The 16394-nt window shown below is 59.0% G+C and carries 10 protein-coding genes; 3 read left to right on the plus strand and 7 right to left on the minus strand.

From position 1 onward, the window contains the following. Positions 1-47 precede the first annotated feature (47 nt). Together HB376_RS19590 and HB376_RS19595 are read right to left on the minus strand one after the other, a co-directional pair. The gene (locus HB376_RS19590; RefSeq protein WP_213765331.1) at positions 48-329 is read right to left on the minus strand and encodes a hypothetical protein; all 282 of its coding nucleotides are present in this window, start codon (positions 327-329) and stop codon (positions 48-50) included. A 613-nt stretch (positions 330-942) separates the two neighbouring features. Beyond that, a complete protein-coding gene (locus tag HB376_RS19595) occupies positions 943-5379 on the minus strand; it encodes a chemotaxis protein CheB (RefSeq protein WP_213765332.1) in 4437 nt (1478 codons plus the stop codon). A gap of 561 nt (positions 5380-5940) precedes the next feature. On the opposite strand from HB376_RS19595, the gene HB376_RS19600 reads away from it, so the two are divergent. Continuing rightward, the gene (locus HB376_RS19600; protein ID WP_213765333.1) at positions 5941-6447 is read left to right on the plus strand and encodes a universal stress protein; all 507 of its coding nucleotides are present in this window, start codon (positions 5941-5943) and stop codon (positions 6445-6447) included. 40 nt (positions 6448-6487) lie between these two features. Continuing rightward, on the plus strand, positions 6488-7360 hold the full coding sequence (locus tag HB376_RS19605) for a slipin family protein (RefSeq protein WP_213765334.1): 873 nt from the start codon (positions 6488-6490) through the stop codon (positions 7358-7360). On the opposite strand, the gene HB376_RS19610 is transcribed toward HB376_RS19605, so the two are convergent. The 5 genes from HB376_RS19610 to HB376_RS19630 are packed head-to-tail and all read right to left on the minus strand — an operon-like array spanning position 7344 to position 14464. After that, the gene (locus HB376_RS19610) at positions 7344-8273 is read right to left on the minus strand and encodes a carbamate kinase (protein WP_213765335.1); all 930 of its coding nucleotides are present in this window, start codon (positions 8271-8273) and stop codon (positions 7344-7346) included. The genes HB376_RS19605 and HB376_RS19610 overlap by 17 nt on opposite strands. 10 nt (positions 8274-8283) lie before the next feature. Beyond that, a complete protein-coding gene (locus tag HB376_RS19615; protein ID WP_213765454.1) occupies positions 8284-9288 on the minus strand; it encodes an ornithine carbamoyltransferase in 1005 nt (334 codons plus the stop codon). Positions 9289-9317: 29 nt separating this feature from the next. Beyond that, positions 9318-10541 (minus strand): arginine deiminase, encoded by a 1224-nt coding sequence (locus HB376_RS19620; RefSeq protein WP_213765336.1) that lies wholly within the window; start codon positions 10539-10541, stop codon positions 9318-9320. Between the two features lie 30 nt (positions 10542-10571). Then, the gene (speC, locus tag HB376_RS19625; RefSeq protein ID WP_255631447.1) at positions 10572-12941 is read right to left on the minus strand and encodes an ornithine decarboxylase; all 2370 of its coding nucleotides are present in this window, start codon (positions 12939-12941) and stop codon (positions 10572-10574) included. Beyond that, positions 12938-14464, minus strand: a complete 1527-nt coding sequence (locus HB376_RS19630; RefSeq protein ID WP_213765337.1) for a basic amino acid/polyamine antiporter — start codon at positions 14462-14464, stop codon at positions 12938-12940. The genes speC and HB376_RS19630 overlap by 4 nt, the downstream gene beginning before the upstream one ends. A gap of 205 nt (positions 14465-14669) precedes the next feature. Between HB376_RS19630 and HB376_RS19635 the strand changes: the two genes are divergently transcribed. Next, entirely contained in the window at positions 14670-16286 is a 1617-nt protein-coding gene (locus tag HB376_RS19635; RefSeq protein WP_213765338.1) for an oleate hydratase, read from the plus strand. The last annotated feature ends 108 nt before the right edge of the window (positions 16287-16394 follow it).

Consider the following 16394-nt stretch of genomic DNA (forward strand, 5'->3'; position numbering starts at 1 on the left):
CGTCAGGTCTCTTCGATCTTCTCGATGTGACCGGTAAAATTCCTGCCTCAACCATGAGCAAAAGAGTCTCCCAGTATCTCGTCGCGCTCGGCGGAATCCGATAACAAAAAATCGCGTCGTGCTTCATCAATTACCCGACGAACGTAGCCGGTGCGCGGGTCTTGACCTTCGTGCTTCATATCCCAGTTCCGCTCCTCAGCATCGGGCAAATGGGCTATCGGCAACGGAACGGACGTCTCCGAATGCTCTCCGGGCACGGGCGCTCTTTGATTCAAGCGTCCAAGCACCTCCTGACGAATTTGTTCCGCGGTAAAAGTTTGCTTTTCCATGACAGCCTCCTGAGATCCACACGCCGCGCTATGTTGTGCCTCAGCCGCTCGGCGTAAATCTGAGAAATCACGCCCCCGCGAACTTCTACGCGCTCATGCTCACAATAGCGCCGAGCACACGGCAAGGGCAGACTCGGAAACTACTCAGGCAGATGTTCCAAGTCGCTCGTGGATAAACGGTTTTCGAGTGCAGATTTGACTGCTGAATAATTCTTTGGAGGAAGGGGTGAATAAAACGCCTTGCGTGGGTGGGTGGTTTTCACACGATTTGGTCTTCACTAACTGAGTAGTTTCCGATCCTGCCAGGCAATGTTTTACGGAGTACATTGACCAAATGAGACTGATCCGATCATCACGGATAATTTTCGACCCTTTCGTCGACGGACGTGCTGCCTCATAGCGTACGAACGCGTCACCCTATAGTCATAACACTAGGAGTATTGCCATGGCACTACCAATCTGGGGCGTTTTGGGTGGCATGACAGCGCTATTCTTTGCAGCACTTTTTTTGCGTGGGCAGAAAATGCTGGAACCTCGGAGAGTGGCGCTTAAGCGCAGCGGCCCGAAATAAGACCGGCAGACGGGTTTTCGCTCGCGCCAGAGGCGAGTCCTTCTATCCGGTGGAAGGCGGTTCATCGACACCATTGGTTCGCGCCAGTTGCGCCGCAAGCGCGAGGCGCGTCAACGCCGGCAATGACCTCGAGCCTGTTTTTTTCATGATCAACGCCCGGTGATTCTCGACCGTACGCTGACTAATGCCGAGGTCCGCCGCAATGATTTTGCTAGGGCATCCCGCAAGCACGAGATCCATTATCTGGTGTTGTCTTGGCGTCAGGCCCGAGATGTGATTCGCCGCCGCCTCACGCCAGGCAAGCAGTTTTTGCGAGTTCACCGACTGTTCAAACGCGCGTCCCACGCTTTCGAGCAACTCGGCTGTGCCTATCGGCTTTTCAATGAAATCCGAGGCGCCTTCCTTCATGGCCTGTACCGCCACGCTAACGTCACTATTGCCGGTGATCATGATGGCCGGCAACCGGTCGCCCCTGCCATGCAATAGCTTGAGCAGATCGACTCCTTTCATACCGGGCAAATAGGCATCGACCAGAAGGCATGCCTCTCTCCCCGATTTATAGGCTTCCAGAAAAGCCTCACAGGATCCGTAATCCTCAACGGTGCGGCCGTCGTCTTCAAGGGTCTGCCGAATTTCCGTGCGGATATGCGGGTCGTCATCGACTATGTACACGACGGACGACGCCTGTCCCGCCGGCCGCGCCGCGGGCACTAAAGCCTGCGGCGCCACTGAATGGAGCGGAGCGACCATGAGACCTTCGATCGCCTTGATGAGATCATTAACCTTCACCGGCTTGTTCAGGTGCAGGCATTTACCCTGGGCAACGTCGCGCAGTGTCTCCAGCGATATGTCACCCGTCAAGATGATCGCCGGGACTTCCCAACGAGCGATTTTTCGAACGCTGGCAACAACCTGGAGGCCGTTCATGCCGCCCGGCAGGTTGTAGTCCGCCAGGATAAGGTTGGGTTGAATGACGTGCTGAAACACGAGTTCCAATCCCTCGACACCGTCCGATGCCGTCCTCACGTTATAACCCTCTGCCTTGAGTATTAATCCGATCAGGTCGCGTACCTCAGGGTCGTCCTCGATAACGAGTATCGAGCCGTTGCGCGCGTTCGGCTCGGGCCTTGAAACTTCGGTTATACGCTCATCATCGTGCTTCGGAGGCGCACTCGTTTCGAGCGGTCCAAGCATGACTTCTATCGAGAACACGGAGCCCTTGCCGGGCTGAGAACGTACCGTAATTTGATCGCCAAGAAGATCGGCCAGACGATTCGCTATTGACAGACCAAGACCCAGGCCCCGGCTGCGCTCACGCGCCGCGTTGTTCAACTGATGGTACTCGTCGAATATGGCCTTTAGCTCATCGTTCGGAATGCCAATGCCTGTGTCCCAGATTTCGATGCGCAGTTTATCGCCTCTGCGGCGGCAACCTAACAACACGCGCCCCTGCTTGGTGTACTTGAAGGCATTGGACAGCAGGTTACGAATCACCTGCATCAGCAAATGCGGATCGCTTCTAATCAAGAGACGACAGGGAGCAACCCGGAAGGCGAGGTCCGACGGCAGCGTACGATCGTTAAACTCGTCCCTCATTTGATCAAGGAGCTCGCCAATCGGAAAACTGACCAGCTCCGCATGAACGGTTCCGGCTTCGATCTGGTTGATGTCCAGCAATGCGTTCAACATGCCGGACATTGAGCTCAGGATATGCTCGAGACGTTCGACCATCTTCTTCGCGACGTCGCCTTCAACTGCGTTCGCGAGGGAACCTTGCAGCAGCACAAGCGCTTGCAGGGGCTGGCGCAAGTCGTGACTAGCCGCAGCCAGGAATCGTGACTTCGCATTATTGGCCTGGTCTGCAAGCTGTTTGGCTTTCCTCAACGAGGTCTTTACCAACTTGCGCTCAGTGATGTCCGTAAACGTAATGACAACTCCCTCCACCCGGTTGTCCTCCGTTCTGTACGGCAAGATCCGACGAATAAACCAGATACCGGTTTGCGCCTGTATTTCACGTTCGGACGGAACAGACGTCGCCAGTACGGTTCGTGTATCGGCAATAAGATCATCGTCCGCGGCCAGCGAACTGAGATCCCGTAGTGGACGGCCTATGTCGCCCGGGAGAACATTGAACAGCGATCTCGTCGCCGGGGTAAAGAAGCGGATATTGAGCTGCATATCCAGGAAAAGCGTTGCTACCTCGGTGCTATACAAGACATTCTGAAGATCGTTGGACGTCGTGCGCTGCCGTTCCAGCGTCTCTTGTAGCTGGCTGTTGAGCGCCGTCAGCTCCTCGTTCAACGCTTGCAATTCCTCTTTTGACGTCAGCAGCTCTTCGTTAGTCGATTGGTATTCTTCGTTAACCGACAACGCCTCCTCGTTGACCACCTTATGGTCCTCGCTGATTATCTCGAGGCTTCGAATCGCATTGGCGAGTTCCGCTTTCGTCGCATCGAGCTCGCTCTCGAGCTCTGCAACTCGAGGCACGTCCTCAGGCGCGATAGCAATGGCCTTCCTGTCATGGTGATCCTGATGCGGGTCGTCGACAAAGGAAACCAGGAACATTTCCTCGCCATCGTTCGAGACAGGCTGGACGTCCAGCTTGAAACCCACCACGCTGCCGTTTTGAACCGTCGTGGCCCCCCCCGCCACCACGACACGCGCATTTCCCTGCTTCGCACGCTGAATGGCGAGCCTGAGCCTGCTGCGCACATCCTGCGGGGCCATTGCGAGGATGTCCTGAGTGGGAGGACCTGACGCGACATGCAGATACCGGTCGGTGGGTCCGACGGAATAGATGCACTCAAGATCCTTGCTGATCAGGACGGTGGCAGGCGCATGCGACTGTATGACCAGCCGCCTGCATAACTCCGCCATTGCGGATTGGCGCGAAACGGCGTGGCCCTGCTCTTGCCGGGACGCAATGCGAACAGCGTTGGCCGAGTTCATCGAAAAGCCGACGTCGTGCGACCTGCCGTGACCGGTATGCCGATAAATGCGCTCTGGCTTCGAAAGAATCTCGAAGCGGCCGTCGGGTTTTCCAACGGTCTCGGCACTGCCTAGCAGAAGAATTCCGCCGTCGCGTAATGCGAAGTGGAAAAGGGACACGGCCTTTGTCTGTGCTTCGGGATTCAGATAAATAAGCAGGTTGCGGCACGAGACCATGTCAAGCCGGGAAAATGGCGGGTCCACAAGCACATCATGGACAGTGAACACCACCATCGAGCGCAGATCGGGTGACACCCTATAGTTGCTGCCTTCCTTGAGGAAAAAATTGCCAAGTCGAATGGGCGAAACATCTGCCTCGATGGTTTCTGGATATAGACCTTCGCGAGCCTTCGCAAGCGCATCCGGGTCGGCATCCGAAGCAAAGACCTGCAGCTTGATGCTGCGCCTCGAGGCTGCAATCTCCTCGCGAAAAAGCATGGCAAGCGAATAGGTTTCCTCTCCTGTGCTGCACCCCGCGATCCAGATGCGGATATCCTGACCCGGCGCATGGAGGCGGACGAGCTCGGGCACAACGGTTTTCGCGAGCAGATCAAAAACCTTTGGATCGCGAAAAAATTGGGTGACGTTAATGAGAATGTCTTTAGCGAGAAGTTCGAGTTCGACAGGGTCGTTAGCAAGAACCTCAGTGTAGGCAGCCATGTTGTGCGTCTCGACTGCAGCCATTGCGCGGCGGCGCTCTATTCGACGCTCCAGCGTACCGCGCTTGTAAAGCGTGAAATCGTGATCGGTTCTCGCGCGCAACAACTCAATAATCGCAGCTAGCCAGACCGGCCCGGCGCCTTGGTTCGAACTCTTGTCAACCGCGTCGCGGCCTGGAATTCGTCGCCGGTGTTCAATGAGCGCTTCCGGAATTTTTGCTAGCGGCAGCACCAGGTCCACTGCGCCAGTGGCAATCGCGCTCAGTGGCATTCCGTCAGATCCCGCTTCGTGCGGATCCTGGGCAATGATCATTCCGCCTTGCTCCTTGATCGCCTTCAGACCGAGACTGCCATCCGCGCCAGTTCCGGACAGGACAACGCACGCTGCCTGTGGGCCGTACTCTTTCGCGAGTGAATGAAGCAGGAAGTCAAAGGGTAACCTCGCGCCGTGACGTGCTTGTGGAATGGAACTGCGTAACATTCCGCCGGCAACGGATAAATAGGTACCCGGGGCAATAATATAAAGGTGCTCCCGCTCGATCAACATACCGTCTGCCGCTTGCACGACGGTCATCCGTGTATGACCGGCAAGCAAACTCACCAATAAGCTTTCGTGAGCCGGATCGAGGTGCTGGACGAAGATCCATGCTGCGGCGGTGGTTGGCGGCAACGCTTCGACAAGCTTACGGCATGCGTCGAGTCCGCCCGCCGATGCGCCGACACCAACGACAAAAAGGCCGTCGCCTGGAGAGGCGGAATCAACGTCTGAAAGCGGCTTGCGCTTCGACCTGGGTCGAGAGAGGCCAGCCTGACGGACGAGACTTGCAGGCATTTTGTGTATCCGGAGAGAATTGCATCGAAGCGGCCAGCGCTCCTCGAGTCTTCCCGGCTTACAAATGCAAGCCGGTCAGCGGGCGTAGTGGGTAGATGCAGGGCATTCGACGGTTGCCCCAGAGGCACGCCGCAGCAGATTCGCTTGTAAGTAGCGGTTAATGCGTTCTTTAGTATGAAGATCGAAGAATAATGAGGCCAATGGGGAAATTAATCGGGTTCCCCACGAGTTTCCCTTTAGTTTCCCTTTAGCTAGCGCACGAATCAGGCCCGAACGGTTTATTCAGGGAATTTATGCGCGTTTTATCCGCGTAACAGCGTGTGCATTCGATTTAACAATCGTACTCGCCTATCTAAGCGCTGTCGCGTTTTTGGACCTCAAAGGAGAATTCCCGTTAAACGAATCCAGTGCCACCGCCGCCGCTCCGAAAGGCGTCTTCTGAGTAGTTTCCGAGGCTGGCGCTGCGGCGCATGAAAGCGCTACCCTCGCCTAAGGAAACATCAGCGCAACGTCCGCATTCATCGAACACCGCGGCTTGTGTACTACTCAAGTGAGAACACCGTGTATAAGCGCATCCTGGTCGCAATCGATGGAAGCGAGACGTCCGTCCTGGCGCTCGACGCAGCCCTGGCAATCGCGCGTGAAGCCGGCGCCGAATTGCAGCCCGTCTATATCATCGACGCACCTTTGATGGCTTACGACGCCCCCGGCTACGACCCTTCGCTCCTGCGCAATGCGTTGATCAAAGAAGGAACCCGGGTAACGAATGAGGCGCTCGCGAAAATGCATCTGCAAAAGACCCGCGGCGTCGCGCGGATCGCCGAAGTCGACCTGTATGGCGACGGCATTGCACAACGCCTGCTGGTTGCAGCGGACGAGCTGAAAGCCGATCTTGTGGTGATGGGTACCCATGGGCGCCGAGGTTTCCAGCGGCTCTTGCTGGGGAGCGTTGCAGAGCGTTTCGTCCGAATGGCGACGTGTCCAGTCCTGCTGGTTCCAGCTCCCCATCCGGGAGCCCTCACCGCCGCAGCGCCTGCCGCAGCAGAATCCATCGACAATCCGGCCTGATCGAGTAGACCTGGCCGACAGCCTTTCAGGAAGTGCCATCATGAATCCCATCACCCTTTTCCTTGCGTTGGTACTGGTACTTGCCGGGCTGGCTACCGGTGAATTTGTGAGCGTGTGGCTGGCTCCGCTGTTCTTTATCGCAGCCGTGCTGGTGTTCCTGTCCGTGAAGGTCGCGAACGTCTGGGAAAAATTCGTGGTGCTACGCGTTGGCAAGTTGCAGGGCGTCAGGGGACCCGGGTTCTTCATGATCATCCCGGTTATCGACAACGTAGTTGCGGTCATCGATGAACGGATCCAGACCACCTCGTTCAATGCCGAGCAAGCGCTCACGAAAGACACGGTACCCGTGAACGTCGACGCGATCATCTTCTGGCACATCCACGACGCACAAAAGGCGGCATTGGCTATCACGGACTATCGGCAGGCGATTGATCGGGTAGCACAAACGTCGCTACGGGAGATGATCGGTTCATCCATGCTCGCGGCACTGTTGTCGGACCGGCGAGCAGCGGATGCCCGACTGCGCGACGAGATCGGCGCCAAGACGGCCGAATGGGGCGTGACGGTGGGCTCCGTCGAGATTCGCGATGTGGCAATCCCGGTGGCATTGCAGGATGCGATGTCGCGCCAGGCGCAGGCCGAACGCGAAAAACAAGCCCGCGTGATCCTGGGTTCGGCAGAAGCGGAAATTGCGGCCAAGTTCGTCGAGGCGGCAAAGGTGTACGAGTCGCAACCGGGTGCGCTGCAGTTGCGCGCGATGAATATCATCTACGAAACGACCAAGGAGCGCGGGGCAACCATCCTCATGCCTACCTCGATGGTCGACAGCCTGAATCCGCCGCTCGCGCTTGCGATTGCCGGACGTGATCTGCCCGGTGCCGAGGTCAAGCCGCTCATCAAGACGGCTGCGTAGCTAACGCTTCTTCAATGCCGGTCGCCGTTGCATCGATCGATGTCCCGGCATTGCCGGCGATCATGGCTTCGATGTCGCTCAACGCACCGATGACCGCCCGGCTCCCCGTGCGGTTGGCGAAGTCGCAAGCCGCCTCCACCTTTGGCGCCATGGATCCAGCCGAGAACGCCAGCTCGCCAAGCGCTCCAGGATTCGCCCGCGCGACCAAGCGTAACGACGGCTTGCCCCAGTCGAGATAAACCCCTTGCACGTCGGTCGCGATCACGAACAGATCCGCCTTCAGTTCCGCTGCAAGCAACGCTGCGCTGCGGTCCTTGTCGACTACTGCCTCTACGCCCTGATGCCGTCCTTCTGCGTCAGCGACTACCGGAATCCCGCCGCCCCCGGCGCAGATCACCACGCAACTGTGTTCGAGCAACCAGCGCACAGGCTCTATCTCGAGCATGCGCACCGGCTTTGGACTCGGTACGACACGCTGCAACTTGTCGCCTTGCGCCGCCACGGTCCAGCCCTTTCCCTCCGATGCCACCGCCGCGTCGGCGACCGTGTACCTGGGTCCGATCGGTTTGTCGGGGTGTTCGAAAGCTGAGTCGGACGCGCTCACTTCGACCATGGTCAGCAAGGTCACGCAAGCCCGCCCCGCAGGCAGGAGGTTGCGCATTTCCTGCTCGATCATGTAACCGATCATGCCTTCCGTTTCCGCATCGAGCACGTCCAGCGGGAAGCTCCCCGCCTGCAGCGCGAGCATGCCAACCTGCGGTCCGTTGCCATGCACGATCACGAGATCGTTGCCGGCTGCGGCCTTCGCGAGTTGTGTGGCTGCTATCCGCACGTTGTTGCGCTGCGCTTCGGCGCTGACCGCCTCACCGTGCTTGAGCAACGCGTTGCCGCCCAATGCGATTACCATCAGCATTGCGTTCTCCTCACTCGGCCAGCGTGGCGACGAGAACAGCCTTGATCGTATGAAGGCGGTTTTCTGCCTGCTCGAAAACAATCGATGCGTCCGACTCGAATACATCGTCTGTCACTTCCACCCCATTCAGCAAGCCGTATTTATCGCCGATCTGCTTGCCGATCTCCGTCTTGGTGTCGTGAAGCGCGGGCAGGCAATGCATGAACTTCACGCGCGGATTGCCGCTGGCCGCAAGCAAGGCCGCATTCACCTGGAAGGGCAGTAACTCCTCGATCCGTTCGCCCCACTTTTCGAACGGCTCACCCATCGATACCCAGACGTCGGTATAGATGAAATCGACACCCTTCACCGCTTCCGCCGGTGTTTCCGTCAGCGTCAAACGCCCTCCGCTAGCCGCCGCGAACGTGCGGCATTGCGCGATCAGGTCGTCGTGCGGCCATAACCGGCGCGGCGCACACAGGCGTACGTCCATGCCGAGTTTCGTGCCCACGATCATCAGCGAATTGCCCGTGTTGTTATGGGCATCGCCTATATAGCAATAGCTGATTTCGTGGATCGGCTTGTCGCTGAATTCATGCATGGTCAGCACGTCGGCGAGCATCTGCGTCGGGTGGAACTCGTCAGTGAGCCCGTTGTACACCGGCACTCCCGCGTACTTGGCGAGTTCATCCACAATCTCCTGCCCGTAGCCCCGGTATTCGATCGCGTCGTACATGCGGCCAAGTACGCGGGCGGTATCTTTCATCGACTCTTTATGCCCGATCTGGGACGCGCCCGGATCGATATAGGTGACATGAGCGCCCTGATCGTGAGCCGCGACTTCGAATGCGCAACGCGTGCGCGTCGAGGTCTTTTCGAAGATCAGCGCAATGTTCTTGCCCACCAGACGCGCGATTTCCGTGCCGGCATATTTGGCGCGTTTAAGATCCCGCGACAGATCGAGCAGGTAGCGAATCTGACGCGGCGTGTATTCGATCAGCGTCAGGAAACTACGGTTATGTACATTGAACACGATGAGATCCCGTTGAGAATTAGGTGAGTGATTCAGGCGTCGATCGCGTCACGCTCGACCGGGCAACTGAGGCAATGCGTACCGCCGCGCCCGCGTCCGAGTTCTCCACCCGGAATCTCGATGACCTCCACGCCCGCCTGCCGCATCTTGCGATTGGTATAAGTGTTACGGTCATACGCAACCACCACGCGCCGGTCCAGCGCCAGCACGTTGTTGCCGTCGTCCCATTGTTCACGCTGGGTTTCGTATGCGTCGCCGCCGGTTGTCAGGATGCGCAGTGACCCCACCCCGAGGGCATTGCTCACGACCGTCAGGAACCTGGCGTCATGGCGCTCATAGTGGATTTCGCCGGGTGCATCACCCGGATACAGGCTGGTGCAACGGATCTCATCGGCGACCTCGGGATAGATGCTGACGAAGTCGATATCGAGAAACGAGAACACCGTGTCCAGATGCATCGAGGCGCGCCGTTTCGGGAACTCGCACGCGATCACCCGCTTGGCGCCACCGCCCGCAAACAGATGCCGCGCGACCTGAGTGACCGCTTGCGGACTCGAACGCTCGCCCATGCCGATCAGCACCACGCCATTGCCAATGGACATGACGTCACCGCCTTCCATTGTCTCCACGCCGAAGTTGCGATCCGGGTCGCCCCACCACGTATTCACTTGGCCGGCGAAGCGCGGATGAAAGCGGTACACGGCGGCAACCAGCAATGCTTCCTTGCGGCGAGCCGGCCAGTACATGGGGTGAACCGTGACACCGCCGTAGATCCACGCGCTGGTGTCGCGCTGGAAGATCAGGTTCACGAGCGGCTGGATCACAAAGTCCGATTGCTCCAGATAGCCGCCAAAAAGGCCGCGGGCGTCGAAAGGCATCTCGGCTTTCGCCACGCCACCGACCAGCACCTCGGCCAGTTGTTGCGCCGGCATCTGTTCGAGCCACGCGCGCAATTCTTTCAGCATCCCGGTGCCGACTTCTTCTTCCACAATACGTCGATCGAGAATCCAGTCGCGCGCGACCGGGTCGCCGCATATTGTTGCAAGCAGATCGTGAAACTCCAGTACTTCGATACCCCGCTCGCGCATCACTCCCGTGAAAACGTCGTGGTCTTCGATCGCCTTGTCGACCCAGATGACATCGTCGAACAAAAGGGCTGCCGCGTTGGCGGGAGTCAACCGCCGGTGTGCAAGACCAGGACGGCAGACCATCACCGTGCGCAGCTTGCCCGCTTCCGAATGAACGCCCAGAGCCATCAGTGATTTCCCCTCATGTCTTCACGCTCTTTATGAATTAACGACGTAGGTATAGAGCCGCACGCTGCCGTCGGCTTCCTTCTTTCGATAAATTCCCTGGATCTCATTCTCGAAACCAGGGAAACGGTTCCCGCCTTCCTCGAACATCCGGAAGTAATCGAGCGTCGGCATCGCGCGCTCGGTGTAGCGCTCGCCGGATACGACCACCGCGATGCCCGGCGGATAGACAAGGCCGAGCGTTGCCGCAATTCGTCCCTCGATCTGGTCGATCGGCAACAACTCCACGTTGTTGCGCACGAGTTCGTGCATGGCGGCTTGCGGGGTCATCGCCATCTCGGGAAAGTGCGCTGCGCGGAACTGCTCGCGTTGCAGGCGGCTCGCATCGCGCTCACGATAGAACGCATGCATGTCGACGCAAAGATCACGCAGGCCGATTCCCGCGTAACGCTCGCTATGCGCGGCGACAAAGGTAGGGATGACATCGTCGAGAAGCGCGTTCTCGTCGTGCAATTGCTTGAAGCGCACCAGTGCCGAAAGCAGCGTGCCCGCCTTGCTCGACTCCAGCCCGGGTGTCAGCAGGAACAGGATGCTGTTGAGGTCATTCTTCTCCGGCACGATGCGCCGTTCGCGCAGGAACTCGGCGAGCACCGCCGCCGGAACGCCGTGCTCCGCGTACTCACCGGTGCTTCGATCGAACCCGGGCGTGATGAGCGTCAGCTTGTTCGGGTCCGTCATCGCGTAGCCCTGAGCAAGGTGGCCGAAGCCATGCCATGTCGCGTCCGGCGCAAGCTCCCAGTAACGCGGGTTGCTCGCGAGTTCGTCCGTCGACAGGTCTTCCCAGCGTTGCATGCCGTTCGTTGCCGCCACCTTGTCCGGTACGAACGGATCGAAGAACCAGCGGCGCGCGGGGTCCGTCTCCGTTGCTTCGTAGTCGTGTTTCAGCGCGCGGATCTTCTTGCGCATCTCGATCCCGAGCTTGATCGTGTCGTCCCACAGCACTTCGCCGGAGCGGCCCTTCATCATTTGCGCGCCTACATCGAGCGAGGCGAACAACGGATAGAACGGCGACGTGGACGAGTGCTGCATGAAGGTCTCGTTGAAACGCCGGTGACTGACCTGGCGGCGCTGGCCGTCAAGGTGCGCGTCCTTCACATGGATCTGCGACGCCTGCGAGAAGCCAGCGAGTTGCTTGTGCGTCGACTGCGTGGCAAGGATGCCGGGCGCGTTGGCATCCAGTCCTTCGATGCCCATCGCGAAACGTCCCTTGAACAACGGATGGAACTTCATGAAGCCGGCCCAGGCTTCGTCGAAGAGAATGTATTCGCACAGGTGCCCGATCTTCTCGATCAGCATTTGCGCGTTATAGATTGTGCCGTCGTAGGTGCATTGCTCGATCACCGCAACACGAAACGGCCGCTCGCGCTGCCACGCCTTGGGGTCGGTGACGAGCTTGTTATAACGAATGCCGTCGCGGATGCGGTCCTCGTCGAGTGCGTCGAAATCGATTGGGCCGATCATCCCGTGCGCATTGCGTTGTGTCTGCAAATAGACGGGGATGCCCCCGCCGAGCAGCAGCGCGCCGTGATGCGCCGCCTTGTGGTTGTTGCGATCGAAGAGCACCAGGTCACCCGGCGTTACTAGCGCGGTCAATGCGATCTTGTTGGACGTGGACGTACCGTTCAACACGAAGTAAGTCCGCTCCGCGCCGAAGATCCGCGCCGCCGCTTTTTGCGCAGCGAGCGCGGGGCCTTCATGAACCAGCAGGTCCCCCAGTTCGACGACCGAGTTATCCAGGTCGTTACGGAAGACCGCTTCACCCAGATGCTTGACGAACGCGCGGCCGATCGGACTCTTCTGGTAAAACACGCCGCCGTTGTGGCCCGGACAGGTCCACATCTGGTTCGCCTGCTCCGCATAGTCGACCATCGCGCCGAAGAACGGCGTCTTGAGTGAGTCCGCGTACGTCCGCAAATGGCTCACCAGATTGCGGGCGACGAACTCCGGCGTATCTTCTTCGATGAACACATAACCCGTCACATGCCCCAGCACCGTGACCGGAATTTCCGCCAAGAGATGGCGCTCGACCAGGATGAAGATGGGTACGTCGAGACCCCGCTCTCGTACAAAGCGCACGAAAGCCTCAACATCCGTCTCCGACTCGGTCAGCGACCATTCCACGATCACGCAGCCAACTGCGGCCTCGCTGCGGATAGCGGAGGACGCTTCCGCCACCGTAACGGTGACCGTGGTGGCGTACCCCAGGCGTTCGAGTTCATCGACGAGCCGCCGAAAGCGTGAGGACGGCAACGCCGGTGGCAAGGGCAACGCACAGCAAAACAGGAAGCCGAACATCTGGTCGTACAGCATCTTGATCCTTGTATTGGGTCGTTCCTGACTCAACTGATCTTCACCATGCCCCGGCTGAACAGGACGATAGCCACGCCGGCCACCACCACGAGCACGCCCGCGACCGATGCCTCACGTCCCGTGAACACCCGCTCGCCGGCCGCATGTTCGCGCCGTGCCCACCAGAAAACGGGAAAGCCGAGTGCAAAGAGAATGGTGGACATCAGGAGGAACTGCAGTCCCGCGGCATAGACGAGCCAGAGGGAATAGACCGTCGCAAGCACGCCGGTCCAGATCGATTCTTTCGAGGTTTCGCCGGTGGTCGGTGCGAACTTAGACTGCGTCGCGAAGCGCCACAGGAAAACGGTGCTCGCCAGATACGGCGGCAGGATCATGATTCCGGTGATCGAGATCAGCCACATCCAGGCGTCGTTGGCGAACAGCACCACGAAGATCACGAGCTGCATGACCGCACTCGATACCCATAGCGACGGCGCGGCGGCATGGTGACGGTTTTCTTCAGCGAGAAACTTCGGGAATACACCGTCTTTCGCGCCTTCGAACGGCAACTCTGCGACAAGGATGGTCCAGGCAAGCCAGCAGCTCAAAAGCGACACGAGCAGCGAGACGACGATAAACACCGCGCCCCAGTCGCCCACCGCCGCCTTCAGCACATAAGCTGCCGACGGTGAAGCGAGTCCCGCCAGTTGCGCCTGATGCATCACGCCGAACGGTAGCGCCGACAACAGGAAATAGAGGATCGTGCAGACCGTCAGGCCCAGAAAAGTCGCGATCCCCACTTGCGAGGTTTTGCTGGCGCGGTCCGACACCACCACCGCACCCTCAATGCCGATGAACACCCACAAGGTAACCAGCATGGTGCTCTTGACTTGCGCGAGGAGGCTGCCTAAATGCTCCTGGGCGCCCCAGAAGTCGTAGGAGAACATGCCGCCCTTGACCGCCACCGCCATCGCACACAGGGCCACTGTGATGGTGCCAATATTCAAGACACTCGATATCACGCTCAGGACTGCTGCACGCTTTACGCCATAGAGCACGACAAAATGCATGACCCAGATCAGCAGCGACGCGCCGACAATCGACGGCCAGGTGTTGCCCGCCGCGAACACAGGAAAGAAGTAGCCGACCGTCTTCATGATCAGCACGGCGAATGCAACGTTGCCGAAAGCGGCGGACAGCCAGTAGCCCCAGGCCATCTCGAAGCCCGCTAAGGAGCCGAAGCCTTCTTTCGCATACGAGTAGATGCCCGCCTTCAGATCGGGGCGTTTATCGGCTAGCGTGCGGAACGTATTCGACAGAAAGAACATGCCGACAAGCGTGATCATCCATGCAATCACGATTGCCGCCAGTCCTGCGCCCTGGGCCATGTTCTGCGGCAGATTGAAGGCGCCGCCGCCGATCATCGAGGCGATCACAACACCCGTGAGAAGCGGCAAGCTGAGCTTGCGGCTACCGGGCTGGGTGGTGGGCTGAGTGGCCGGCTGAATGGCGGATTGACCAACGACCGCATCGGAGGAAACGGGCTTGAGCGGCAAACTGCTGTGCGTCTGGTCCATGAGGCGTTTTCTCCCTGCTGCTTGTGTGCCGTCGGTGTTGCGTCTGTGCGCCCTTGCAAGGCTTTTCGACGTTTGACCTGATTCAGCATAGGGACTGCATGGCCCCGCTCGTTGATCTGTATCAACCCCGGTTTAAGTGGGAAGGCTACCTTGCAAAGCAGTGCTTTCGTGCCCATCGCTTAACAAATCCAACCCGGGTGATCCCATGCAACGTGCAGATACGGATACGGACCCTGCCATGCCGTTCTCCTCCGAAGACAGCAAGTTTTATCTGGTGGGAGGCGGCATTGCATCGCTGGCCGCGGCCGCCTTCCTGATTCGCGATGCCGATGTTCCGGGCCGCAATATCACGATACTCGAAGCGCTTGGCGTAGCAGGCGGAAGTCTGGACGCAGCAGGCTCGGCCCAGGACGGTTATGTCCTGCGCGGCGGCCGCATGTTCGAGAGCAAGTACGTGTGTACGTTTGACCTGTTCTCATCGATCCCTACGCTCGATGAAAGCAAGACGGTCACGCAGGAAATCGTGGACTGGAATGAAACGATGAAGACGGCGTCGAAATCTCGCCTGGTACGCGACGGTCATCGGATTGACAAGCCCGAGTTCGGGATCACTGAAAGAGACATCCTCACGCTCGAACGCCTCGCGATCGAACCAGAGCGCATGCTGGGCCGCAGCCGCATAGCGGACCACTTCGCCCCGGCCTTCTTCAAGACCCACTTCTGGCTGATGTGGTGCACGACCTTCGCGTTCCAGCCATGGCATAGCGCGGTTGAATTCAAGCGCTACCTGCTGCGCTTCGTGCACATGGTGTCGGGGTTCAACCAGTTGCACGGAATCATGCGCACGGTTTACAACCAATACGACTCGATGGTCCGGCCGCTGAGCAAATGGCTCGACGAGCGCGGCGTCCAGTTCCAGTTCGGCACGCGTGTGAGCAATCTGGTGCTCAACGAAGCCAATGGTGAAACGCGCGTGGAGGGAATCGTCTGCGAGCGGGAGGGGCGTAGCGTTTCAATCCCGGTCGGGCCGCGCGATGCGGTGATCGTCACACTGGGTTCAATGACCGAAGGCTCGACCCTCGGCGGTATGGATCGCGCGGCCATGCTGGACGGCAGCAGCGCCGCCACCGGTTCCTGGGCACTCTGGAACAGAATCGCGCTGAACCGCCCCGCTTTCGGCCGCCCGAACGTGTTCACCGATCACGTCGATGAATCGAAGTGGCTGTCGTTCACGACCACCTTGCATGATCCTGCGTTCTTCAACCTGGTCCGGGATTTCACCGGCAATGTCCCGGGAGAAGGTGGGCTCATCACCTTCGCGGATTCGAACTGGCTCATGTCGATCGTCCTGCCGCATCAACCGCATTTCATCGGTCAGCCGAGCGACGTGCAGGTGTTCTGGGGATACGGCCTCACTATCGATCGCCCCGGCGACTTCGTGAAGAAACCGATGGCCGAGTGCACTGGCCGCGAGATCATGACCGAGGTACTAGGGCATCTGCGCGCTGGCAACACGGCTTCTGTTCTCGACCACGCCGTGTGCATCCCCTGCCTGATGCCCTTCATTACCAGTCAGTTCATGCCGCGCGAACACGGCGACCGGCCGGAAGTCGTGCCGCAGGGATCGGTGAATCTGGCTTTTACCGGCCAGTTTTGCGAATTGCCGGATGACGTTGTCTTCACCGTCGAATATTCGATTCGCTCGGCGCAGGCAGCGGTCTATCGCCTGCTTGACATCGCGCGGACGCCGCCGGCCGTCTACAAGGGCAAGTTCGATCCGCGCGTCCTGTTCAAGGCGTTCGAGGCCCTTCACGACCTATAGAGATCAGCCAACGCGTTTATCACCGTACCGCGCACGGCACGCACTGAGTAGTTTCCGAGCCTGCGCATGCACGGACTATGTAGGTACCATCGAAACACACTGGCGCAG

This window comes from Caballeronia sp. dw_19 (assembly GCF_018449515.1).
Taxonomy (GTDB): domain Bacteria; phylum Pseudomonadota; class Gammaproteobacteria; order Burkholderiales; family Burkholderiaceae; genus Caballeronia.